Consider the following 23,824-nt stretch of genomic DNA (forward strand, 5'->3'; position numbering starts at 1 on the left):
CCTCAGCACCCCGCCGCGGCGCAGCCGGTGCAGCACGGCCGGGCCAGAGCCGCGAAGACGGCGGCCAGTTCGCCCGGATCGTCGGGCAGGCCGCTGCCGATGCCCACGGCGGCCGCCCCGGCGGCGAGCCACTCCGGGATCTCGGCGGGCCGGATGCCACCGGTCGGTATGAACAGCGCCCCGGGCAGGACCGCCTTGAGGGAGCGGATGAACTGCGGGCCGCCGACGTGCGCCGGGAACACCTTGGCGGCTCCCGCCGACCGGACGGCGGAGGCGATCTCGCCCGGGGTGAAGCCGCCCTCGACGAAGACCGCCCCGCGCCGGGCGGCGACCGTCCGGACCTCGGGGGCCGGGTAAGGGGAGATCAGGAAGGCCGCGCCCGCGTCGAGGGCGGTCTCGGCCTGGTCGGCGGCGGTGACGGTGCCGACGCCGATCAGGGCGGGCCGGCCGTACGCGTCGGCGAGCGGGGCGGTCCGGGCGACGGCCTCGGCCCAGCCGGGGGTGGAGGTGGTCAGCTCGACCACGCGGCAGCCGGCGGCCAGCAGGGCGGCGGTCCGGCGGACGGCTCCGTCCGCGTCGGCCTCGCGCAGGACCGGCAGCAGGCACTGGGCGGCCATCGCGTCGTACGGGTGGCAGGACAAAGGACCCCTCCCTCTCCATCTGTTCCGCTGCTCCGCATGGCACTTGTTCCACGTAGCGGAACGCAGTACCGTGTAGCGGAACCACTTCCCGCAGACCCTACCCCCACCCGCCCTGCCCTGGGAGAGCGCATGCCCGACGACGGGCCCACGAACGACGCGGCCGAAGGCCCCGCGCGCGGCGGCCGGACCTCGGCCGCCGGCACGGCGCTGGAGAAGTCGATGCGGATCCTGGAGGCCGTGGCCGCGCCGGGCGGACCGCACCGGCTCACCGATGTGGTGGCCGCGGCCGCCGTGCCGAAGTCGAGCGCCTTCCGGATCCTCGCCTCGCTGACCGAACAGGGCTTCGTACGCCCGGAAAGCGGATCGCGGTACGGGGTGGGCCCCCGGCTGCGCGGGCTGTCCGCCCTGGTCAGCGGCGGCGAGCCGCACAGCATCGGGCGGATCCTCGGCGAGCTGCGCGAGGCCGTCGGCCAGACCGTCCACCTGGCCCTGCACAGCGGGGAGACGCTCACCTACATCCGGAAGCTGGAGAGCGACCAGCCGTTCCAGACGGCCTCCCGGGTCGGGATGCGGATGCCGCTGCACAGCACCGCGATCGGCAAGAGCATCCTGGCGCACCTGCCCGAGGAGGAGGTACGGGCGCTGATCGCGAGCGCGGGACTGCCGCGCCGCACGCCGAGGACGCTGACCGGCCCCAAGGCCCTGCTGGCGGAGCTGGAGGCGGTCCGGGCCCGGGGCTTCGCCGTGGACGACGAGGAGAACGAGCCGACCATCCGGTGCATCGGCGCCGCGGTCCTGGGCCCCGGGGGCCGTCCGATCGGCGGGGTCAGCGTCACCACGGTGACCTTCCTCGTCTCCCGCGAGGAGCTCGAGGCGTACGCGCCGGCCCTGCGCGCGGCCACGGAGGCGCTCGCCCCGCTGCTGTGAACGGCCGAGAAGAATTTCTTCGGGTTCTTTTCCGGATAACCGTTATCGGGGCCGCGCTCGACGGTCTCCCAGGTATCGGGCATCATCGACCGCCGGTACGGACAGGGAACCTCACATGACTACACAGCACACGGCAGAGCTGGTGGCAGCCGCCCGCGCGGGCGATCCCCGCGCGCAGGACGAGCTGGTCGGCACCTATCTGCCGCTCGTCTACAACATCGTCGGGCGCGCCCTGAACGGCTCCGTCGACGTGGACGACGTGGTGCAGGACACCATGCTGCGGGCGCTCGACGGACTCGGCACCCTGCGGTCGGACGACAGCTTCCGGTCCTGGCTGGTGGCGATCGCCATGAACCGGGTGCGGGCGCACTGGCAGGCGCGGCACAGCGCCCCCGGCGAGAGCGGGCTCGAAGCCGCCTGGGAACTGGCCGACCCGGGCGCCGACTTCGTGGACCTGACCGTCCTGCGGCTCCAGCTCGAGGGTCAGCAGCGGGAGACGGCCCGCGCCACCCGCTGGCTGGAGACCGAAGACCGGGCGCTGCTGTCGCTGTGGTGGCTGGAGTGCGCCGGCGAGCTGACCCGCGCCGAGGTGGCCGCGGCCCTCGAACTGTCCCCGCAGCACACGGCGGTACGGGTGCAGCGGATGAAGGCGCAGCTGGAGTCGGCCCGGGTGGTGGAGCGCGCGCTGGGCATGCAGCCGCCGTGCGAGGGTCTGCGCGGGATGACGGGCACCTGGGACGGGGCGCCGTCGACGCTGTGGCGCAAGCGAATAGCCCGGCACGCGCGTGAGTGCGTACGGTGCGCAGGGCTGTGGAGCGGACTGCTCCCGGCGGAGGGGCTGCTGGCGGGCCTGGCCCTGGTCCCGGTCTCGATGGCGCTGCTGGCGGGCATACGGTCGGCCGCGGCCGCCGGCTACGTCCCGGCGGGCGCGGGCTTCGCCCCGGCCGACGCGGCGTACGCGTACGACGGCGGCGCGGGCGCGGGCGCCCAGGCGTACTCCCCCGACGGCGGCACGGGCTTCGACGGCACCGACGTCTCCGACGCCGCGACGCAGCTCACCCCCACCGTCTCCGCCCAGGGCGGCATACCGGACGCCACCCCCGGCGGCGGCCGCAGCGTCCTGCGCAAGCGCCGCCAGAGCCGCCGCCGCGCGGTCGGCGGCGCGGTGCTCGCCGCGTGCGTCGCGGGCGGCGGGCTCGCGTACCTCGGCGGTTTCCCCGGCTCGGACGACAAGGACACCGGCGCCGCGCCCGCCGCCCCGCTGTCCGCGCTGGCGGCTCCCGACCCCGCCTCCGCCTCCCCCTCGGACTCGGCCTCGCCCTCCGCGTCGGCCTCCCCGTCCCCCTCGGCCTCCGCCTCGCCGAGCCCGTCCGCCGAGAGCCCGACGCCGAGCCCCACGCCGACCAAGTCCAAGGCGCCGGCTCCGCGCCCGTCGGCGCCCGCTCCGGGTCCCGTCCCGTCGGGCGTCGCCGGGCAGGTCATCGCGCTGGTCAACTCCGAGCGCGCGGCGGCCGGCTGCGGCCCCCTGAAGGAGGACCCGCAGCTGCGGTCCGCCGCCCAGGGGCACTCCGACGACATGGCCGCCCGGGACTTCTTCGACCACACCAACCCCGACGGCGCCGACCCGGGGAAGCGGACGACGGCCGCCGGGTACCGCTGGTCGACGTACGGCGAGAACATCGCGCGGGGCCAGCAGACCGCGGCCTCGGTCATGGACTCGTGGATGAAGAGCCCGGGCCACCGCGCCAACATCCTCAACTGCTCCTTCAAGGACATCGGCGTCGGCATCCACCAGGGCCCGGGCGGCCCCTGGTGGACGCAGAACTTCGGCGCCAAGATGTGATCCATCCGCTCCGCTCGCGGCGCGGACCCGCACGCTTCACATGTCGTGCAGGATGGAGTCTGGAGCCGAAAGGGCTGATCGGAGCCGAGGCGAGCGGGCGGACGGAGCAGGGCGCATGGCGAGGAAAGAGCTCCGTCCGCACCAGCGGGAGGCCGTCGACGCGGTGCTCCGGGCTCTCGAACTGCCCGCCGACGGCCGGGTGCCGGTATCCGGGCTGCGGACCCAGGTGATCATGGCCACCGGCTCCGGCAAGTCCCTGGTCGCCGTCCGCTCGGCCGAGGAGCTGCGGGCCGGGCGGGTGCTGGTCCTCGTGCCCTCGCTGGACCTGCTCGTACAGACGGCGGCGGCCTGGCGGGAGGGCGGCCGGACCGGGCGCGCCCTCGCGGTGTGCTCCCTGCGCCCCGCGGACGCGGGCATGCAGGCTACGACCGATCCCGCCGAACTGGCCCGCTGGGCCGGCCCGTCGGCGGACCGGGTGACGGTGTACGCCACCTACGCCTCGCTGGGCCTCGGCACGGTCGAGCAGGCCCACCTCGCCGGGCTGCCGGGCTGGGACCTGATCGTGGTCGACGAGGCGCACCGTACGTCCGGGCGGATCGGGAAGCCGTGGGCCGTGGTGCACGACAACACCCGGATCCCCTCCGTCCGGCGGCTGTACATGACGGCCACGCCCCGGGTCTGGCAGGACGGCGCGGAGGAGGACGAGGGGAGCGGCCGCGGGCGGGGCGAGCTCGTCGCGTCCATGGAGGACGACCCCGACGGCCCCTTCGGCGCGCGCTGCCACACCCTGACCCTCGCGGAGGCCATCGACCGCGGCATCTGCGCCCCGTACCGGGTGGTGTGCGTGGACGTCAGCGATCCGGGGTTCCAGGCGGCCGTGCTGCTGGGTGCGGACGCGCGCTCCGACGCCGTGCGCGGGTCGCGGCTGGCGGCCCTGCAGGCGGCGCTGGTGAAGGCCGCCGCCGACCAGGGGTTCCGGCGGACCCTCGTCTTCCATCACCTGACCCGGGAGGCCGAGGCGTTCGCCGCCGGGCTGCCGGCGGTGGCGCGGCGGCTGCGGGCCGCTGCCGGAGCGCCGGAGCCGGTCTACCCCCGTACGGTCTGGGCGGACTGGCTGTGCGGGCAGCACACGGCGGTGCACCGGCGGCGGGTGCTGGCGCAGTTCGCGGCGGACGGGGGCGCGGACAAGGCCTTCCTCGGCAGTGTCCGGGTGCTGGGCGAGGGCGTGGACACCAAGGAGTGCGATTCCGTCTTCTGGGCCGACGTACGGGGGTCCATGCCGGACCTGGTCCAGGCCGTCGGGCGGGCGCTGCGCATCCGCCCCGGCGAGGGCAAGGTCGCCTCGCTGGTGGTGCCCGTACTGCTGGGGCCGGACGAGAGCGCCGATTCGATGCTGACCTCGCGGGCGTACGGGGACCTCGCGCGGCTGCTGGAGGCGCTGCGGGCGCACGACACCCGGCTGGTCGAATCGCTGGCGCAGCCGCAGGCCCCCAGTCGGCCGCGGGCGGGGTCCGAGGCCGTGGCCGAGGGGGGAGGCGGGATGCGGACCGGGGCGCGGGCCCTGCTGAGCTTCTCCACCCCCCGGGATCCGGCGCTGCTGGCGGCGTTCATCCGGCTGCGGGTGCTGCATCCGGAGCGCGAGCACTGGCGGCGCGGGGTGGAGGCCGCCCGGATCTACGCGGCCGGGGCCGGGGACCTGCGGGTGCCGTTCGCGTTCAAGGTGCCGGCCGGGCCGCCTGTCGCGACGGGCACGGAGGCCGGTCCTGGAGCCGGTGCGGAGGCCGGTCCTGGAGCCGGTACGGAGGCCGCCGCCGAGGCCTGGCCGCCCGCGCTGGCCCGGTTCCCGCTCGGCCAGTGGATCGCGGACGTGCGGCGCACCCACCGCCGGGGCGCCCTCGGCCGGGAGCGGGTCGCGCAGCTCGACGAACTCGGCATGGTGTGGAGCCACTTCGACGTGGCCTACGAGGAGGGGCTCGCGGCGGCCCGCGGCTGGGCGGCGGAACACGGCCATCTGCTGCCGCCGGCGGAGGCCACCTGGCGCGGAGCGCCGGTCGGGGTGTGGGTCAAGAACCAGCGGGCCGCCGCCCGCCGCGAGGGCCGGGGCGCCCTGTCGGAGGAGCGCCGGGAGGCCCTGGAGGCGATCGACGCGTCGTGGTGCCCGGCCTGGGACGTCTCCTGGCAGCGCGCCTTCCACCTGACCCGCGTCCACCTCGACGCGGGCGGCCGGCTGCCGCTCGCCCCCGGCGAGGTGGTCGTCCAGGGCGAGGACCTGGGCCGGTGGGTACGCGTTCAGCGGCTGGCCTGGGAGCAGCTGTCCTGGGCGCAGCGCTGGCTGCTGGAGCACACGCTCGGGGTGACCGAGGCGGGCGCGGCCGAGCGCCCGCGGCCGCGGCGCACGCAGGCCGAGAAGTGGGCGCAGCACCTGGCCGCGGCCCGCCGGTTCCACGACCGCGAGCAGCACCTGCGGGTCCCGCGCGCCCATGTGGAACGGGTCGGCGCGCAGGACGTCCGCCTGGGCGTCTGGATCGCCAATCAGCGCTCGCGCGCGTCGGCCCTGCCCCCGGACCGGATCGCCGCCCTCGAGGCGCTCGACATGCGCTGGTCGACCTCCCCCTGAGCGCCGCCCGGCCGGGGCCCGACTGCTGGGCCTAGGGGGTGCCCGCACAGTCGTGCCGGGCGCCCGCAGGGCGCCGCCCGCGGCGTCTGGTGTCGTGCATCGCAAGGCGGAGGGGCGCCCGTGTACTGGACGTACTCGGGCGCCCCGACAACGCGGCGAGGCGCGGCACCAGACGCCGCGGGCCAGGCAGGACTGTGCGGACACCCCCTAGTGGTGGAATCCCGAGCGGGGCTCGGTCGCCGGGACCGGCGGGGGTGTGGCGGTGAGGTGTTCCACCGCGTTGCGCAGGTCCGTGACGAGGAGGGCGATCTGGTCGCGGGTCACTCCGTGCCGGATCAGCACGCGCTGGATGACGGTGTCGTCGCGGTTGGCCGGCAGCGGGTACGAGGGCACCTGCCAGCCGCGCATCCGCAGCCGGTCGGAGAGGTCGTACAGGCTGAAGCCGGAGGCGGCCTGGTCGGTGAGCCGGTAGGAGACGGCGGGGAGGCCGCCGGTGCCGTCGTACAGGATGGTGAAGGGGCCCATCGCGGCGATCTCCCCGGCCAGGTACTGCGCGGTGTCGGCGCAGGCCTGCTGGACGCGCCGGTAGCCGCCGCGGCCGAGCCGCAGGAAGAGGTAGTACTGGGCGATGACCTCGCCGCCGGGGCGGGAGAAGTTGAGGGCGAAGGTCGGCATGTCGCCGCCGAGGTAGTCCACGTCGAAGACGAGCTCCGGGGGCAGCAGGTCACCGGTGCGCCACACGATCCAGCCGACGCCGAGGGGAGCGAGCCCGTACTTGTGCCCGGAGGCGTTGACGGAGGCGACGCGCGGCAGCCGGAAGTCCCACACCACGGCGGGGTGGAGGAAGGGGGCGACGAAGCCGCCGCTGGCCCCGTCCACGTGGATCGGGACGTCCCAGCCGTGCTCGGCCTGGATCCGGTCGAGTTCGGCGGCGATCTCGGCGACGGGCTCGTAGTCGCAGGTGTAGGTGACGCCGAGGATGGCGACGACGCCGATGGTGTTCTCGTCGACGTACTCGGCGAGCTGATGGGGGCGCAGTCCGGTGGCATCCGCCTCGAGCGGGATCTGGCGCAGCTCGACGTCGAAGTAGCGGGCGAACTTCTCCCAGCAGATCTGGACCGGTCCGCACACCAGGTTGGGCCGGTCGACGGGGAGGCCCTGGGCCTGGCGGCGGGTGCGCCAGCGCCATTTGAGGGCGAGGCCGCCGAGCATGGCGGCCTCGCTGGATCCGGTGGTGGAGCAGCCGGCGGCCCGGGCTCCGGCCGGTGCGTGCCACAGGTCGGCCAGGATGTTGATGCAGCGGGCCTCGATCTCGGCCGTCTGCGGGTACTCGTCCTTGTCGATCATGTTCTTGTCGAGGCACAGGTTCATCAGGCGGTGCACGCCGTCGTCCGACCAGGTGGTGCAGAACGTGGCCAGGTTCTGTGCCGCGTTGCCGTCGAGGAGGAGCTCGTTGCTGAGCAGCTCGTAGACCACCTCGGTGGGCGAGTGGTCGTCGGGCATCCGGTACTTCGGGAGGACCTGGCCGCTCAGCGCGGACGCGAACACGTCCGTGTCGGCGTCAACGGCGTTCGCGTCTTTCGTCTCATGAAGAGCCATATCCGGACTATATGTGACTGATCCTCACAAATATTGCTTTAGCCGCCCGAGCGGAGAATTCGGACGCGCCACCGAGAGCTTCCGGCCGACTCCGCGGCGTGACGCCCCCCATAGGGGCGGCATGCGACCGGACAACTTACTGTCCAGTACACTTTTATATGAAGATCTTCCCGTCCGGGCCGCTGGAGCCGGTTCGGACGGGAAGATCGACCAACTGGTTCTACGGGCAACTTATCCGTCGATGTCCGGATAACGGTCAACGGCCCCTGCCGTCCTGATAGTTCTTCGGCCCATGAACAAGATCACCCGCCGGCAGGCCTTGGGCACCGCAGCCGGCGCACTCTCCGCCCTCGGCATAGCGGGCGCCACCGCGCACGCAGCCGCCGCCGACTCCCGCGCCTCCATACCCGGCGGCACGGTCGACGAGGTGTACCAGGGCCGCCGCATCCAGATCACCCCGGGCGCGACCGGGGGCGGCCACCACGGCGGCCATCACGGCGGCGGCCACGACGGCCTGCCCACGGTCCGGATAGACGGACGCGAACTGCACGTCATGCGCAACGCCGACGGCACCTGGATCAGCGTGGTCAACCACTACGAGACCTTCGCCGATCCGACCTCGCTCGCCCGCGCCGCCGTGCGCGAGCTCCAGGGCGCCGTCCTCGCCCCGTTCGCGCCCATGGGAGGCACGGCATGACCGTCCGCAAGAACCAGGCCGCCCTCACCCCCGAGGAGAAGCGCGCCTTCACCAACGCGCTGCTCGAACTCAAGCGCACCGGCGCGTACGACCGCTTCGTGACCACCCACAACGGGTTCATCATGAGCGACACCGACTCGGGCGACCGGGTGGGCCACCGCTCCCCCTCCTTCCTGCCCTGGCACCGCCGCTTCCTGCTGGAGTTCGAGGCCGCGCTGCAAAAAGTGGATCCGAAGGTCTCGCTCCCGTACTGGGACTGGACCGCGGACCGCACCTCCCGCTCCTCCCTCTGGGCCGCCGATTTCCTCGGCGGCACCGGCCGGGCCCGCGACGGGCAGGTCATGGACGGTCCGTTCGCGTACTCCACCGGGAAGTTCAACGTGAACGTACGGGTGGACGGGCGCGCCTACCTGCGCCGCGCGCTGGGCGAGGGCGTGGCCGAACTGCCGACCAAGGCCGAGGTGGAGGCCGTCCTCGCCATGCCGGTGTACGACATGGCCCCCTGGAACAGCTCCTCGAACGGCTTCCGCAACCACCTGGAGGGCTGGCGCGGCGCCAACCTGCACAACCGGGTGCACGTCTGGGTCGGCGGCCAGATGGGGACCGGGGTCTCCCCCAACGACCCGGTGTTCTGGATGCACCACGCCTACGTCGACAAGCTGTGGGCCGAGTGGCAGGCCCGCCACCCGCAGTCCACGTACCTGCCGGCCGCCGGCACCGCGAACGTCGTCGACCTGCACGACACCATGCGGCCGTGGAACGACGTGGCACCGGCCGACCTGCTGGACCACCGGAAGTTCTACACCTTCGACACGGAACCGGTCCCGGCCGCCGCCAGCCAGCGGTAGTGCAGTTCGGGGCGGCCGACCTGCCCGTAGCGGGGGGTGCGGTCCGCCCGCCCGGTGTCCACCAGGTGCTCCAGGTAGCGGCGGGCCGTGATCCGCGAGATCCCGGCCGCCTCGGCGGCCCCCGCGGCGGTCAGCCCCTCGGGCGCCGTCCGCAGCAGCGCGCCGACCCGGTCCAGGGTCGGCGCGCTCAGCCCTTTCGGGAGCTCGGCGGGGGCCGGGGCGCGCAGGGCGGCGAGCGCCCGGTCCACGTCGTCCTGGCCGGCGGCCTCCCCCGCGGTGGCACGGAACTCGGCGTAGCGCAGCAGCCGTTCGCGCAGCGTCGGGAAGGCGAACGGCTTCAGTACGTACTGGACCACGCCCAGCGAGACGCTCTCGCGCACCACGGCCAGGTCCCGCGCCGAGGTCACGACGATCACGTCCACGGGATGCCCGGAGGCCCTCAGCCGGCGGGCGAAGCGCAGTCCGTGCCCGTCGGGCAGGGTGAGGTCGAGCAGCAGCAGGTCGACCCGGGTCCGCTCCAGGACCCGGGTGGCCCCGGCGAGCGAGTGGACGGCGCCGACGACGGTGAAGCCGGGCACCCGGCCGACGTACAGGGCGTGCGCGTCGGCGGCGACGGGGTCGTCCTCGACCACCAGCACCCGCACGTCGGGCGCCCCGGCGGTCTCGTGGGCCCCGTGCGCTTCGTCGCTCATGCTGTCGGCTCCCTTCGCATGGGCAGTCGTACGGTGAACTCGGCTCCCCCGCCCGGCCCTTCGGCGGCGACCGCACTGCCGCCGTGCCGGTGGGCCACCTGCCGGACCAGGGCGAGGCCGAGGCCGCGCCCCTCTCCCTTGCCCGACCAGCCGCGCAGGAACACATCGGCGGCGGCGCCCGTGGGCAGCCCGGGGCCGTTGTCGGCGACGCGGAGCAGCAGTCCGTCCCCGTCGGGCCGGACGGTGACCGCGATCCGGGCCCCGGGGACGCCGGTCAGGGCGTCGACGGCGTTGTCGAGGAGGTTGCCGAGGACGGTGACGAGGTCCCGGGCCGGGAGGGCTCCGGTGCGGCCGTCGACGGCCCGGCTGTCGGAGGTGACGACCAGTTCGACTCCGCGCTCGTGCGCCTGGGCGGCCTTGCCGAGCAGCAGGGCCACGAGGACGGGCTCTCCGACGCCGGTGACGACCTCGTCGGTGAGGGCCTGGGCCAGCTGCAGTTCGGCGGTGGCGAAGTCCACCGCCTCGTCCGCGCGGCCGAGCTCGATGAGGGAGACCACGGTGTGCAGCCGGTTGGCGGCCTCGTGGGCCTGCGAGCGCAGCGCCTCGGTGAATCCGCGTTCCTGATCCAACTCTCCGGTCAGCGACTGGAGTTCGGTGTGGTCGCGGAGGGTGACCACGGTGCCGCGGCGGCCGCCGCCCGCGACGGGCGAGCTGTTGAGGACGAGCACCCGGTCCGCGGTCAGGTGCACCTCGTCCACACGGGGCCGGTCGGCGAGCAGGGCGCCGGTGAGCGGGGCGGGCAGCCCGAGGTCGGCGGCGCCGGTGCCCCGGACGTCCCCCCGCAGGCCGAGCAGTTCGCGTCCGGCGTCGTTGATGAGGGTGATCCGGCGCTGGCCGTCGAGCATGAGCAGGCCCTCGCGGACCCCGTGGAGGGCCGCCTGGTGGTAGTCGTACATCCGGCTGAGCTCGGCCGCGTTCATCCCGTGGGTGTGCCGGCGCAGCCGGGCGTTGACGACGTACGTGCCGACTCCGCCGAGGGCGAGCGCACCGGCCGCGACCCAGGCGAGGGCGGTGAGCTGCTCGGCGAGCCGGGCGCTGATCGCGCGGACGGTGATGCCGGAGCTGACCATGCCGGTCACCCGGCCGTCGTCCATGAGCGGGGTGACCACGCGGATGGAGGGCCCGAGGGTGCCGGTGTAGGTCTCGCTGAAGGTCTCTCCGCGCAGGGCGGGGGCGGTGTTCCCCATGAAGGGCTCGCCGATGCGGCGGGGGTCGGGGTGAGTCCAGCGCCGCCCGTCCGGGGCCATGATCGTCACGAAGTCCACCCCGGAGTCCACGCGGACCCGCTCGGCGTAGGGCTGGAGCGCGGCCGAGGGGTCGCCCCCCTTCGCGGCCCCGCGTACGGCCTCGCGTACGGACGGGGAGTCGGCGACCGCGCGGGCCACGGCCCCCGCCTGGCGCCGGGCGGCCTCCTCGGCCTGCCCGCGGGCGGTGGCGTACGCGAAGACCGCGCAGCCGGCCACGACCACGGCGACCAGCAGCACCTGCATGGCGAAGAGCTGGCCGGCGAGGCTGCGCGGCGGTCGGGGGAAACGGAACATGACGCTCAGTGTGCACCGGGCCGTGAACTCAATGAACGCAAGGGTGACCGGGGTCACAGCCTCGGGCGATGGTCCTCCCGGGACGTATTCACCATCAGGAGGCGAGCCGTGGCCGGCAGACGCGACAAGACCCACTATCTGTACATCGCGGTGATCGCCGCGGTGCTCCTCGGCATCGCCGTCGGCTTCGCCGCACCCGGCACGGCCGTGGAGCTCAAGCCGCTGGGCACCGGCTTCGTGAACCTCATCAAGATGATGATCTCGCCCGTGATCTTCTGCACGATCGTGCTGGGCATCGGGTCGGTGCGCAAGGCCGCGAAGGTCGGCGCCGTGGGCGGCCTCGCCCTCGGCTACTTCATGATCATGTCCACGGTGGCGCTGGCGATCGGCCTCCTCGTCGGGAACCTGCTGGAGCCGGGCAGCGGACTGCACCTGACCGAGGCCGTCAAGCACGCCGGCGAGGCGCAGGCCAAGGCGGGCGGGGCGCAGAGCACGCCCGAGTTCCTGCTGGGGATCATCCCGACCACCCTGGTCTCCGCCTTCACCGGCGGGCAGGTGCTCCAGACGCTGCTCGTGGCGCTGCTGTGCGGGTTCGCGCTCCAGGCCATGGGCACGGCGGGCGAGCCGCTGCTGCGCGGCATCGGGCACGTGCAGAAGCTGGTCTTCCGGGTACTGGCGATGATCATGTGGGCGGCGCCGGTGGGCGCGTTCGGCGCGATCGCGGCGGTGGTCGGCGCGACCGGGATGGACGCGCTGAAGTCACTGGCCGTCATCATGATCGGCTTCTACACGACCTGCCTGCTGTTCGTGTTCGTGGTGCTCGGCACCCTGTTGCGGGTGTGCACCGGGCTCAACGTGTTCTCGCTGCTGCGCTACCTGGGCCGCGAGTTCCTGCTGATCCTCTCGACCTCCTCCTCGGAGTCGGCGCTGCCCCGGCTGATCGCGAAGATGGAGCACCTGGGCGTCTCGAAGCCGGTGGTCGGCATCACGGTGCCGACGGGGTACTCCTTCAACCTGGACGGGACCGCGATCTACCTGACGATGTCCTCTCTGTTCATCGCGGAGGCCATGGGCAAGCCCCTGGCCATCGGTGAGCAGATCTCGCTGCTGCTGTTCATGATCGTGGCCTCGAAGGGTGCGGCGGGCGTGACGGGCGCGGGGCTCGCGACGCTGGCCGGCGGGCTGCAGTCGCACCGGCCGGAGCTCGTCGACGGCGTCGGGCTGATCGTGGGCATCGACCGGTTCATGAGCGAGGCCCGGGCGCTGACGAACTTCGCGGGCAACGCGGTGGCGACGGTGCTCATCGGCACCTGGACCAAGGAGTTCGACCGCGAGCGGGCCACCGAAGTCCTGGCGGGACGCCTGGAGTTCGACGAGACCACGCTGATCGACGACGGCCACGGCGCGGAGCTCCCCACCGTGCCCGCGCCGTCGCCGGCCGGCGCCAAGGACGGCGTACCGGTCTGACCGGAACGCCCGTCACGGGCCGGCCGGGCCGGGCTCGCCCCCACGGTGCCCGGGCCGGTCGGCCCTCACATCCCCTTCACGCCGCCCTCACGCGGCCCCATGGTCGATTTTCGGCCACGGGGCCGTTAAGTGTCGTGCGGTAAAAGGTACTTCCATACCGGGGCACGCGTCTGACATCTTGCGTCCACCACTCGTTTTCGTACGGCCCGGTGGGTGTCATGAGCACCTCCAGGCCGTCTTCGGAGGACGCATTGATACCCCACATATCCAGCCGACCTCGACGCACTCTCGTGCTGGCCGCCACCCTCGGCGCCGCTCTCGCCTTCGGGGCCCCCGCCGCGCTCGCCGGCACCGCCCCGGTCTCCCCTTCCGGCCAGACCGCCCCCTCCGCCCCCGCCAAGGCGGCGGGCAAGGCCGCCGCGGCGCCGACTTCCCAGAGTGCGACCTGGGTTGCCGGCACCCGCGCCTACCTCGTGATCACCGCCCCCGGTGACAGCTCGGCGGTGCGTTCCGCCATCGCCGCCAACGGCGGCACCGTCTTCTCCAACTTCGACTCCATCGGCGTGATCGTCGCCCACTCCGCCTCCGCCGGCTTCGCCGCGACGATGCGCGGGGTCAGCGGGGTCCAGCAGGTCGGCGCCACCCGCACCTCGGACGTCCCGGCCGACGCCTACAACCCGGCGCTGCCCGCCAACCCGGCCCAGTCGACGACCCCGGCCGGCGAGCCCGTCCGCGCCGACATGAGCCAGATCAAGGCGGACCAGGCCTGGGCCGTCACCACCGGCTCCGCCTCCGTCAAGGTCGGCATCCTGGACACCGGTGTGGACGACCAGCACCAGGACCTGGCGCCGAACTTCAACGCCGCCGACTCCGTCTCCTGCGCGTACGGCAAGCCGGACACCCGTACGGGCGCCTGGCGGGACGTGGACAGCCACGGCACCCACGTCGCGGGCACCATCGCGGCCGCGAAGAACGGCAAGGGCGTCGTCGGCGTGGCCCCGGGCGTGAAGATCTCCGCGGTCCGCGTCGCCGAGCCGGGCAACTCGTTCTTCTTCGCCGAGAACACCATCTGCGGCTTCGTGTGGGCCGGTGACCACGGCTTCAAGGTCACCAACAACAGCTACTACACGGACCCGTGGCAGTTCAACTGCCCGGACAACATCGACCAGGCCGCCATCATCGAGGGCGTCAAGCGCGCCCAGGAGTACGCGGAGGGCAAGGGCTCCCTCCAGGTCGCCGCGGCGGGCAACGAGAACTACGACCTCGCCCACAAGACGACCGACTCCGCGAGCCCGAACGACTCGACGCCGGTCACCCGCACCATCACCAACGCCTGCCTCGACATCCCGACCGAGCTCCCGGGCGTGGTCACGGTCGCGGCGAACGGCACCGGCACCTCGAAGGCCTCGTTCTCCAACTTCGGCTCCGGCGTCATCGACGTCGCGGCCCCGGGCAGCGACGTCTACTCCACCGTGCCGGGCGGCAAGTACGGCACCAAGAGCGGTACGTCGATGGCCACCCCGCACGTGGTCGGCGTCGCGGCGCTGCTCGCCAGCACCAACCCGGGCATCACCCCGGCGCAGCTGCGCGACAAGCTGGCCACCCAGGCCAACGACATCGCCTGCCCCTCGGACAGCCGTTGCACCGGTACCGCGGCCAACAACTCGTTCTTCGGCGAGGGCCAGGTCGACGCGCTGAAGGCGGTCGGCTCCACCCCGCCCCCCGGGAAGTACTTCGAGAACCTCGGCGACTTCGCGATCAACGACAACGCGACCGTGGAGAGCCCGATCACCGTCAGCGGGGTGACCGGCAACGCGCCGGCCACCCTCAAGGTGGGCGTGGACATCAAGCACACCTACATCGGTGACCTGAAGGTCGACCTGGTGGCTCCGGACGGCACCGTCTACACCCTGAGCAACCGGGCCGGCGGCGGTACGGACAACATCGTCCAGAGCTTCACCGTCAACGCCTCCTCCGAGGTCGCGAACGGCCTCTGGAAGCTGCGCGTGAACGACAACGCCAGCGCGGACACCGGCAAGATCGACGCCTGGAACCTCACGTTCTAGTGCTGCCGGACCAGGCCTGATCCGAAGGACACGGCCTAACGCCGCAGGACGTCGGCGAGCCAGTCGAAGACGACGTCGCAGTGCTGTTGCGGGGCCATCGGGGAGCAGTGCAACTGCGCCCCGGTGGCCTCCGTCATTTTCACGTACGCGCGCTTCGAGCGCAGCAGGTCGTACATCTGCCGGGGCTGGCCGGGGTAGAACTGCTCGAAGTCGTAGTCGAGGACCAGCGCCGGCGCCTTGATCCGCGGTACGACCTTGGTGATGTCGAGGCCGATCGCGACCTGGGCCGGGGTCCAGAGGTCCTTGAACATCCGGCCGGCCCGCGCCTCGCGCAGCACCTCCGGCGAGAAGATCTCGAAGCGCTTCTTGACGGTGGCGGCGAGCTCCGGGGTGAGTGCGGGGACGACCTCCTCGTTCCAGACGCGGTTGGTCTGCGCCTTGTCGGGGGTGACGATGTCGCGGAGCTCCTTGTCGAAGCCGAGCCACGGGCTGAGCACACCGGGCAGGCACGCCACGGCCGCGAGCCGGTGCTCGAAGGCCGCGGCGCGGGCGACCAGGTTGCCGCCCATGCTGAGGCCGGTGATCGCGATCCGGCCGCTGTCGACGTCCTTGCGGGCGTCGAGCCAGTCGACGAGCGGGGCCACCACCTGCTCCCACCGCGTGGTGAAGGGGATCTCCTCGACGAACAGCAGCTGGCCCTGGCCCGGGCCGTCGTAGACGAGCGCGTTCCAGCCCCGGCCGAGGGCGGCCGCGACGCCGTACGTCCACATGTCGACGTTCTGCCCGTCGCTGCCGTTGGTGAGGATGACCGTCGGGCGGGGCTCGTCGGGGCCCTCGGGCCGGAAGAACCAGACCGGCAGCCGGGTCTTGCCGTACGGGACCTGCGCGCGGACGGCGGCCGGGGAGCAGAGCCGTCCGAAGGTGTCCCAGGCCTTTCGGCCGGCCAGGTAGAGGGCCTTCTCGTCGCCGGGGCTGCGGGTGCCGAGGACGTAGAACAGGGCCTGGGCGTAGTACTGGGCGGCCCGCAGCGAGCGGAACCGGCGGGTCTGCGAGGGGGTGTCGCCGCCGTCGCGGCCGGCGGCCGGGGGCGCGGCGAGCCGGTCGCCCCAGGACCGGAAGGTGTCGGTGAAGGTCTGCGCGGACAGGCCCGCGGTGTTGATGGCATTGACGGCGGTGAGCACCTCGCCGACCTCGGAGGCCCGCATCCCGGCCCCGCCGAGCGCGAGGAGCCCGGCGAAGTTGTACCCGGGGTCGTCGAACAGCTTCATGGCCCCCGGCGTGGGATCGGGCGCCGCCGCGGCCGCCCGGGGCGTGGCGGCCGCGCAGCCGGAGGCGGCGCCGACCGTGAGGACCCCGGCGCCTGCGGCGAGTCCGGTCAGGGCGGCGCGCCGGGACAGCCCCGCCGGGGGCCGCGACGGGGTCCGCGACGGCGGCAGGGGCTCCGGATGCGGTGTGCGAGCGTGCGTCATGCAAGGGACCGTAGGAGGCCGCCCCGGCGGACCGGCGCCCGCCACACCCCCGGCTGCTCCGGACGGCCCTGCCGGGTTACCTGGTGCGCAGTACGCAGTCCCCGCAGAGGCCGCCGCCGGGGACCTGGTAATAGAGGCAGCAGCTGCGGCGCACGAACGCCACCCCGAGGCCTTCCTCGTGGATGAAGGTGCCCGTTCCGCCGAGCGCACCGCCCTCGGCCAGCAGCTCCGCGGCGAGGGACACCGCCGGGCCGCCCGGGACCCGGTCGATCAGCACCCGGAGCGCTCCGACCAGCCCCGACGCGGCGTTGCCGCGCAGCACCTTGGGCGAGACCCCGTACCGCTCGCGCAGCCGCGCGTCCAGGGCCGCGAGGTTGCCGAGCACGGTCTCCCCGAGGGACTCGACCGGCAGGTCCCCCCGGCCGGGCTCGGGCAGCCACAGTTCCAGCGAGCCCGCCGCGGGCAGCCGCCACCACACCCGGTCGGCCCCCAGGTCCGGCACCCGCCCGCCCAGCGCGGCGCAGCCGAGCCCGATCGACCACAGCCGCGAGGCGATCCCGAACTGGGCGGTCGAGGCCGCGACGCGCCCCGGCCCGCTGCCGATCCGCCGCCCGACCTCGGCGACGTACGGCTCCAGCCGGGGCCCGTACAGCCCGCTCAGCGGCCGGAAGCCGTCCCCGGGCGGTTCCTTCCCGTACGGGACGGTGAAGAAGGGCCCGACGGCGGCGAGTCGGCTCAGTAGCAAGTCCATGCGCGGATGATCTCAGGTGGTCTCAGGTGCTCTCGGGGGGTCTCGGGGGGCGTCAGGCGGCGGACTCGCGGATCACGGCGAGGGTACGGGCGGCCGTCTCGGCCATGGAGGTGCGCATCGCGGCGATCCGGGAGGCGGCGAACTCGCGCTCGAACTCGCCGCTGAACGTCAAGGTGAGGGCGCCGGACGGGTCCTCGTCGATGACGTTGTCGATGGTCCAGACCTCCTTCTCGTCCGAGCGGCGGAAGCTCACGCGGTGGCCGATGTCGAAGACCACGACCTCGCGGAAGCGGTCCCCGGCCCGGGCTATCTCCCGGACCAGGCCCTGCGGGTTCTCCGACAGGACCGTGCACTCGGTGATCGCCGGTACGAAGGGGCGCGGGTCGGCGGCCTTGGCCACCAGGCCCGTCCACAGGTCGTCACGGCTCAGCTGGACCTGGTCCTCGGCCACGGGGTCGTTCACGGGCAGGGTGTACTCGATGCGGGTGACGGTCTCGGTCATGCCGGGCTCCCCTGGTTTTCGATCTTGTCACGGGGCAACCAGCGTCGCAGACCAGGCATTCCCCGCAGCACCCCTAGGGTCGGGCCGGGGCGAGATCAGGGGGCCGGGGGCCTTGCGGCGTCGCCTGCCGGGGCGTAGGCGGCCACCTGGAAGGCGGACCTGTCGAGGCCGCCCTGTTTGGTGTCGCCGTTGGCGAACACGAACGACTCGATCGGTACGCCGCGTTCGGCGCTGAGCTGGGCGGCCAGCTCCTGGAGCACCACCGCCTCCAGCACCACGCGGACGGCCTCCGGGACGTCGGGGAGGCGGATCACCGACAGGCTGTCCGACGGTTCGGCGTCGGCCGTCGTCAGCAGCAGCGTGAGGTGCCCGGCGCCGGCCAGCGAGCGGGCCAGCTCGATCTCGCGGCCGTGGCCGAAGACGAGGTGCAGGGTGTTGCCGGCCGACTCCATCCCCCCGTGCAGGTAGTTGCGGGTCGCGGAGGCCGCCGCGGTCATCCGGGCCACCTCGCGCAGCAGCAGCGCGCCCTCCTCGGCCGAGGCCCGCGAGGCGCCTGCCGCCACCGCGTCGGAGGCGATGCAGCGGGCTCCGCGCTCGCGCAGGCCCGCGACCGCCTCGGCGGCCTGCCGGTGGACCGCGGCGGCCTGCTCGGCGATGTCGCCCCACGGGTCCCGCTCTCGGCCCGCCATGGCCCCCGCGACCAGGTCGAGGGCGACGACCGTCCCCGTGTAGCCGATGGTCGAGGCGTACGAGTCGGGCTCGTTGCCGAGGTCCACGGTCAGGTCGGCGAGTGCACCGAGCGGCGACGGTACGACGTTGAGCAGTGCGGTCTTCGTGATGCCTGGGGCCGCGCGCCGTAAGGCGGCGATGGTCTCGGAGCTGCGGCCGCCCTGGGACACGGCGATCAGGCAGTCGGTGTCGAAGCCGGCGGTGCCCGTCTCGATCTCGCTGGACAGCACGCGCTGGGTGACGACCCCGGCCGCGCGCAGCTGCTGTACGGGGACGGCGAGGGCGGCGTACGAGGCTCCGATGCCGGTGAACAGGGGGCGCCGGGCGGTGCGCAGGGCGGCGTACTCCGGGGAGCCGAGCCGGGTGCGGACGCGGGCGGCGATCCGGGCGAGGGCGGCGCCCTGGCCGGCCTGGCCCTCGAGGAAGGTGATGCGGGGTCCGGACATGGTGTGGGTCTCTCGTCTTTCCTGGAAGGTCTGTGACGGTCGGTGAACGTCCGCGACGGTTCCCGGACGGTCCGTGCGGGAACGGCGCGTTGGAGGGACGGTAGGGGGCGGGAGGCGGACTCCGGCACCGCCCGCCCCGTCCTCCGCGCGTTCGCGGCCCGCGGTCGCCAGGTCGAGCGCGGCGAAGGCGAGACAGATCGGGACGAGACGGGCAGGGTTTGGTGGCGATGCCGTGGTTGACGAGGCAGTCGATCGGCACGCTCGGCCACTCGTTCGGTCGGGGGCCGGTCGCCGAGTACGGCGGCGAGCGCCACCGGCCGCGGACACCCTCCGGGCGGGCCGACACGCCCGTGCGGCGCCCCCTGGCGCCACGGGCCACCGACCCCGGCGGCGAAGGGCCCGGAGTGCGACGCCGGACACATCACCGACGGCCGCATGTTCGATGGCATTGCGGACCGGGCGGGGCCCTGGGATCATCCGCCGCGCCTGCGCTCGGGGCCACCGTGGGGACCACCCGGGGCTCATGACATCCGTGCAGGTCAGAGGGTGTTTGTACGCCGATCGGACGCCGTCGGGGCGGCCGTCCGGGGGACCCGTGCGGCGCGCCGGAACGGATGTCCGCGGATCAGGATTACGGGGGCTCCGGGGCGGGGACCAAAGTCATCGAAAAACATGGCCGCGGCGTTGCCAATTTGGGGGTTCATGAGAGCACATTTAGGGGCTACATTGAGCCACTCGCGTTCACCTGACAGCCCGTTGCCTTTCACCCGTGTTTTGCACGGGGGGCGACGTCAGGAGCGCACACTGTGCAACCACCCCACCGCCCAGAAGGACCGAAGGCTCCGTGCCCGTACCCGTACTCCTCGCCGGCCGCAGCGTGCGGCTCGAGCCCCTCGCCCCCCACCACACCGAGGCCTTGGCCCTGGCCGGGGCCGAGGATCGTACGACTTACGCCTTCACCCCCGTACCCCATGGGGTGCAGGCGTCCCACGAGTACATCGACCGCGCCCTCGCAGATCAGGCGGCGGGTCGATCGCTCCCCTTCGCGGTGGTCAGAGCCACCGACGGCCGGGTCGTCGGTTCGACCCGGTTCCTGGACCTCGACTACTGGCAGGGACCACTGGTGTGGCCCGCCGTGCCGGGCGTCCCGTTCGGTGATCCGGCGACGGCGATCCCCGATGCCGCCGAGATCGGCAATACCTGGCTGTCCCCGGGCGCCCAGGGGACGGGCATCAACACGGAGGCGAAGCTGCTCATGCTCCGCCATGCCTTCGAGACCTGGGGCGTGCGCCGCATCTCGCTGCGCGCCGACGCCCGCAACGGGCGCTCGCGGGCCGCGATGGAGCGGCTCGGGTTCACCTGCGAGGGGGTCCGCCGGGCCCATTCGCGGGGTCTCGACGGCGCCGTGCGCAGTACCGCCTTCTACTCGATCCTCGACGAGGAGTGGCCGGCCGTACGGTCGATCATCGAGCTGAAGCTGTCGGCGGGGGCCCAGCGCAAGCGGCGCCGCAAGACACTGGTCCCGGCGTAACGGTCCTGCGGTCCTGCGGTCCCGCCGGTCCTTGCCCCGGTCCTTCCTCCCGGCGTCAGCCGAGGAAGGCCGGGGCGAGGGCCGATGCCATCAGCGGGGCCGGAGCGCCGCTGCCGTCGGCCGGCAGGGCGTACAGGTCGGCGCCGAAGTCGCCGGGCAGGGAGTAGACGACCGTCTTGTCGTCCGTCCACACCACCTGGTCGTCGACGCTGCGCTCCTCGGCGAGCGGGGTCTCCCGCATCGAGGCCAGGTCCAGGACGTACAGCCGCCACGGGGCGTCCGGCGACAGGCCGGGCACCCGCTTCTTGAACACCAGCCGGGTCCCGTCGGGTGACAGCGACGGGCATTCCAGGTTCTCGCGCAGCGTGGTCACCGTGCGTTCGGCGAGGTCGCCGCGGACCAGGTGGGTCTGGCCGCCGGTGGCGAGCGTCGCGTAGAAGGTCCGCTCGTCGGCGGCGAAGGTCACGCCCCAGAAGTTCACGTCGGCGTTGCGGTACGCCTTGCCGTCCTTGCGGATCTCGAAGTCCTCCAGCGAGGCGTCGAGCCTGCCGGTGCGCAGGTCGAGCAGCGAGGTCCGGGTGGAGAAGTTCGTCCCGGCGTACGAGTCCCCGCCGACGAAGACCGTCCAGGCGGCGAGGTGTCCGCCGGGCGAGACCCGGGCGCGGGTGGGTATGCCGGCCAGCGGGTACGCGGAGACCTCCTTGAGGTGCGCGTCGAGGACGACGGCCCGGTAGCTCTCCTGGACCCCGCCCTTGTCGGCCTGGAGGCAGATCCCGGTGCCGGCCGCGGCGTGGAAGCGCAGGCAGCTCACTCCGGAGGCGGTACGGGGGCCCTGGGGCGCGTCGGCGGGGACGGTGGCGAGCTCGTCGCGGTGCGGGCCCCACGCCATGTTCCGGAACACGATCCGCCGTTTGTCCCCGTCCGGGGCCAGGGACACCTCGCCCCTGGTGATCTGCGGCCCGCCGGCCTGGGTCTGGTTCTTCTCGTCGGCCCGCGAGGAGGCCCGTACGACGGCGAGCACCCCCACCGCGGCGAGCAGCACGACGGCGGAGACGAGGATCAGGATCCGGCGTTGGAGGGTCATGGGGGCCTTTCGGGGATGTGGGGGAACGTCGGAGGCGGCCGGCCCGGGGGCTGGGGGCCGGGGGCCGGGGCTGTCCGGCCGGACAGCCCCGGCGGGCTCAGTCGGCCCGCGCCCCGGCAGCCGCCTCGGCGGCCGTCGCGTCCGCCGGCCGGAGCCGGGCGCACGCGGCGGCCGCGACGGCCAGCAGGACGGCCGCGACCGCGAGGGCCGGGCGGGGGCCCCAGACGGTCCAGGCGGCGCCGAAGCCCAGCGAGGCGGCGAAGCGGGCGAGTGCCTGGCCGGTCTGGACGAGGGCGAGACCGCCGCCGCGGTGCTCCTCGGGCACGGCTCCTGCGGCCGCGGCCATCAGGACGCCGTCGGTGGCCGCGTAGAAGCCGCCGTGCAGCAGGAGCACGGCGTACGGCAGGGCGGGATGGTGTCCGCCCGCCAGCAGCAGCCCGTACGCGAGGAGCAGCGCGAGGTGGCCGCCGAGGAAGACGCGCCAGCGGCCGATCCGGTCGGCGAGCCGGCCCAGCGGCAGCGCGAGGAGGAAGAACGCGGCGGCGGTGCCCAGCGGCAGCAGCGCGAACCAGCGGTCGGCGATCCCGGTGGCGCGCTGGAGCAGCAGGAAGACGAAGGCGTCGCTGACGGTGCACAGCCCGAGCAGCAGGGCGCACAGGCTGATCCGGCGCAGGTCGCGGCGGCCCAGCAGCCCGAAGGCGGCGCGCAGCGAGACGGGCTCGGCGCCGGGGGACGGCTCGGTGCGCCGGCCGGGGACGAACAGGACGAGCACCAGCACGCCGAGGGCGGCGACGCAGGCGCTGACCGTGAAGACGGCGTCGTAGCCGTCGGCGGCACCGCGCAGGATCAGGAAGGCGAGGATCGGCCCGATCAGGGCGCCGGCGGTGTCCATGGCCCGGTGGACCCCGAAGGCCCGGCCGCGGTCCTCGGGGGCGGCGGCCAGCGAGATCAGCGCGTCGCGCGGGGCGGTGCGCAGGCCCTTGCCGGTGCGGTCGAGGGCGAGTACCGCGCCGATGGCGGGGAGGGTGTGCACGAGCAGGAGCAGCGGCTTGCACAGGGCCGAGAGGCCGTAGCCGAGGCCGGCGAGGGCCTTGTGGCGGCCGAGGCGGTCGCCGAGGTGGCCCCCGGTGAGCCGGACCAGGGCGCTGATGCCGTTGTAGATCCCGTCGAGCAGTCCGAAGCCGAGCGGGGACAGGCCCAGGCCGGCGACGAGGTAGAGGGGGAGCACGGCCGTGACCATCTCGGAGGAGACGTCGGTGATCAGGCTGACCGTGCCGAGGGCGAGGACCGTGGGGGCGAGCGCGGCGCGCCGCCCCGGGCGGATGCCCGGGGCGACGGCCTGCGGCTCGGGGGTCACGGCGGGCGCGGGGGTACCGCGGCTGTCCGCAACGTACATGGTCAGGAAGCCCAGATACCCGTGATGTCCTTGGCGCCGGCCGCGTTCCCGGCGTGGGTGGTCAGGCCGGCCAGGCCTTCCAGGGTGCGCAGCACGTCGTAGTGGTTGTAGGTGGTGGACGACGTGCTGCCGGGGGTGACGGGCTGGCCGTAGAGCACGGTGGGGATCTTGTTGCCCGCGAGCCGGTTGTCCTCGTCGAAGGTGACGACGAGCAGGCTGTTGTGGGTCTTGGCCCAGTCCGCGTAGGCCTTGAGGTTGTTCTTGAGCCAGGTGTCGCCGGTGCCGACGGAGCAGTCGTGCATGTCGCTGCACAGGTTCGGGACGACGAAGGACACCTTGGGCAGGGTGGTGTAGTCCGTCGGGAACTGGGTCATGGTCTTCGCGGTGCTGGTGGGCACGTTGGAGAAGGCGAACCAGGGGTTGTGCTTGCGGGCGTAGTTGCCGCTGCTGCACGTGGTGGAGCCCTGGCTGGGGAGGGTCTCGTTGTAGCTGGCCCAGCTCTTGCCCGCGGCGATGAGCTCGGAGGCGAGGTTGGGCGCGGAGCTGAAGCCGGGCGTGTAGCAGCTGTCGCCGGTGACGCCCTGATTGGAGCCCGAGAACAGCTGGAGGTAGTTGGGCTGGCTGGGGTGGGTGATGCCGAACGACTGCGTGAGGTTGGCGCCCCCGCTCTTGAGGGAGTTGATGTACGGGGCGCTGGAGCTGCCGATGACCTGGTTGTAGGCGTGGTTCTCGAAGACCACGACGACGACGTGGTCGGGGGCCGGCAGGCCGGCCGCGTGCGCGGGCTGGGCGGCGCCGAGGCCGGCCCAGAGGGCCGTGCCGGCGGCGGTGAGGCCGAAGGCGGTGGCAAGGGCGGTCTTGCGGGCGGACCGTGATGAGGTCATGCCAAACACGGAAGGTACCTCCGGGCAGGGGGGT

General features: G+C 73.5%; 19 protein-coding genes. 8 read left to right on the plus strand and 11 right to left on the minus strand.

Features of this window, described 5'->3' with window-relative positions; all coding sequences use genetic code 11:
• Positions 1-2: 2 nt before the first annotated feature.
• Positions 3-641 (minus strand): bifunctional 4-hydroxy-2-oxoglutarate aldolase/2-dehydro-3-deoxy-phosphogluconate aldolase, encoded by a 639-nt coding sequence (locus IF02_RS0105225; protein WP_234318091.1) that lies wholly within the window; start codon positions 639-641, stop codon positions 3-5.
• A gap of 129 nt (positions 642-770) precedes the next feature.
• Here IF02_RS0105225 and IF02_RS0105230 point away from each other — a divergent pair, with 129 nt between their 5' ends.
• From IF02_RS0105230 to IF02_RS0105240, 3 genes are all read left to right on the plus strand, one after another.
• A complete protein-coding gene (locus tag IF02_RS0105230) occupies positions 771-1,568 on the plus strand; it encodes an IclR family transcriptional regulator (protein WP_030154054.1) in 798 nt (265 codons plus the stop codon).
• Between the two features lie 115 nt (positions 1,569-1,683).
• Positions 1,684-3,411: a sigma-70 family RNA polymerase sigma factor gene (locus IF02_RS0105235; RefSeq protein ID WP_030154055.1), complete on the plus strand. Its 1,728-nt coding sequence runs from the start codon at positions 1,684-1,686 to the stop codon at positions 3,409-3,411.
• Between the two features lie 115 nt (positions 3,412-3,526).
• Positions 3,527-6,028: a DEAD/DEAH box helicase gene (locus tag IF02_RS0105240; RefSeq protein WP_030154056.1), complete on the plus strand. Its 2,502-nt coding sequence runs from the start codon at positions 3,527-3,529 to the stop codon at positions 6,026-6,028.
• 207 nt (positions 6,029-6,235) lie between these two features.
• Here IF02_RS0105240 and IF02_RS0105245 read toward each other — a convergent pair whose 3' ends face one another.
• Positions 6,236-7,627, minus strand: coding sequence for a glutamate decarboxylase (locus IF02_RS0105245; protein WP_030154057.1), 1,392 nt, complete (start codon positions 7,625-7,627; stop codon positions 6,236-6,238).
• A 292-nt stretch (positions 7,628-7,919) separates the two neighbouring features.
• On the opposite strand from IF02_RS0105245, the gene melC1 reads away from it, so the two are divergent.
• Together melC1 and melC2 are read left to right on the plus strand one after the other, a co-directional pair.
• Positions 7,920-8,324, plus strand: coding sequence for an apotyrosinase chaperone MelC1 (gene melC1, locus IF02_RS0105250; protein ID WP_030154058.1), 405 nt, complete (start codon positions 7,920-7,922; stop codon positions 8,322-8,324).
• Positions 8,321-9,172, plus strand: a complete 852-nt coding sequence (gene melC2 / locus IF02_RS0105255) for a tyrosinase MelC2 (RefSeq protein WP_030154059.1) — start codon at positions 8,321-8,323, stop codon at positions 9,170-9,172. The genes melC1 and melC2 overlap by 4 nt, the downstream gene beginning before the upstream one ends.
• On the opposite strand, the gene IF02_RS0105260 is transcribed toward melC2, so the two are convergent.
• Both IF02_RS0105260 and IF02_RS0105265 read right to left on the minus strand, forming a co-directional pair.
• A complete protein-coding gene (locus IF02_RS0105260; protein WP_051695799.1) occupies positions 9,124-9,864 on the minus strand; it encodes a response regulator in 741 nt (246 codons plus the stop codon). The two genes, melC2 and IF02_RS0105260, sit on opposite strands and share 49 nt — an antisense overlap.
• A complete protein-coding gene (locus tag IF02_RS0105265) occupies positions 9,861-11,465 on the minus strand; it encodes a sensor histidine kinase (protein ID WP_030154061.1) in 1,605 nt (534 codons plus the stop codon). Before IF02_RS0105265 ends, IF02_RS0105260 begins: the two co-directional genes overlap by 4 nt.
• Before the next feature lie 108 nt (positions 11,466-11,573).
• Between IF02_RS0105265 and IF02_RS0105270 the strand changes: the two genes are divergently transcribed.
• Positions 11,574-12,932 (plus strand): cation:dicarboxylate symporter family transporter, encoded by a 1,359-nt coding sequence (locus IF02_RS0105270; RefSeq protein ID WP_051695802.1) that lies wholly within the window; start codon positions 11,574-11,576, stop codon positions 12,930-12,932.
• A gap of 290 nt (positions 12,933-13,222) precedes the next feature.
• A complete protein-coding gene (locus tag IF02_RS0105275; protein ID WP_030154063.1) occupies positions 13,223-14,998 on the plus strand; it encodes a S8 family peptidase in 1,776 nt (591 codons plus the stop codon).
• A gap of 35 nt (positions 14,999-15,033) precedes the next feature.
• Here the strand turns inward: IF02_RS0105275 and IF02_RS0105280 are convergent, their stop codons facing one another.
• From IF02_RS0105280 to IF02_RS0105295, 4 genes are all read right to left on the minus strand, one after another.
• Positions 15,034-16,467 carry an alpha/beta hydrolase family protein gene (locus tag IF02_RS0105280; RefSeq protein WP_051695804.1) on the minus strand — a complete coding sequence of 478 codons (1,434 nt, stop codon included), beginning with the start codon at positions 16,465-16,467 and terminating at the stop codon, positions 15,034-15,036.
• A 76-nt stretch (positions 16,468-16,543) separates the two neighbouring features.
• Positions 16,544-17,218, minus strand: coding sequence for a (2Fe-2S)-binding protein (locus IF02_RS0105285; protein ID WP_030154065.1), 675 nt, complete (start codon positions 17,216-17,218; stop codon positions 16,544-16,546).
• Positions 17,219-17,270: 52 nt separating this feature from the next.
• Entirely contained in the window at positions 17,271-17,720 is a 450-nt protein-coding gene (locus IF02_RS0105290; protein ID WP_051695808.1) for an SRPBCC family protein, read from the minus strand.
• A 95-nt stretch (positions 17,721-17,815) separates the two neighbouring features.
• Positions 17,816-18,895 (minus strand): SIS domain-containing protein, encoded by a 1,080-nt coding sequence (locus tag IF02_RS0105295; RefSeq protein WP_037835516.1) that lies wholly within the window; start codon positions 18,893-18,895, stop codon positions 17,816-17,818.
• Between the two features lie 844 nt (positions 18,896-19,739).
• On the opposite strand from IF02_RS0105295, the gene IF02_RS0105300 reads away from it, so the two are divergent.
• On the plus strand, positions 19,740-20,426 hold the full coding sequence (locus IF02_RS0105300; RefSeq protein ID WP_030154068.1) for a GNAT family N-acetyltransferase: 687 nt from the start codon (positions 19,740-19,742) through the stop codon (positions 20,424-20,426).
• 55 nt (positions 20,427-20,481) lie between these two features.
• Here IF02_RS0105300 and IF02_RS0105305 read toward each other — a convergent pair whose 3' ends face one another.
• The 3 genes from IF02_RS0105305 to IF02_RS0105315 all read right to left on the minus strand — a co-directional run bounded on the left by IF02_RS0105305 (position 20,482) and on the right by IF02_RS0105315 (position 23,790).
• Positions 20,482-21,510, minus strand: a complete 1,029-nt coding sequence (locus IF02_RS0105305) for a TolB family protein (protein WP_030154069.1) — start codon at positions 21,508-21,510, stop codon at positions 20,482-20,484.
• A 97-nt stretch (positions 21,511-21,607) separates the two neighbouring features.
• Positions 21,608-22,906 (minus strand): MFS transporter, encoded by a 1,299-nt coding sequence (locus tag IF02_RS0105310; RefSeq protein WP_030154070.1) that lies wholly within the window; start codon positions 22,904-22,906, stop codon positions 21,608-21,610.
• A gap of 2 nt (positions 22,907-22,908) precedes the next feature.
• A complete protein-coding gene (locus IF02_RS0105315) occupies positions 22,909-23,790 on the minus strand; it encodes an alkaline phosphatase family protein (protein ID WP_030154071.1) in 882 nt (293 codons plus the stop codon).
• Positions 23,791-23,824 lie beyond the last annotated feature (34 nt).

Source organism: Streptomyces sp. NRRL S-244, from assembly GCF_000717915.1.
Taxonomy (GTDB): Bacteria; Actinomycetota; Actinomycetes; order Streptomycetales; family Streptomycetaceae; genus Streptomyces.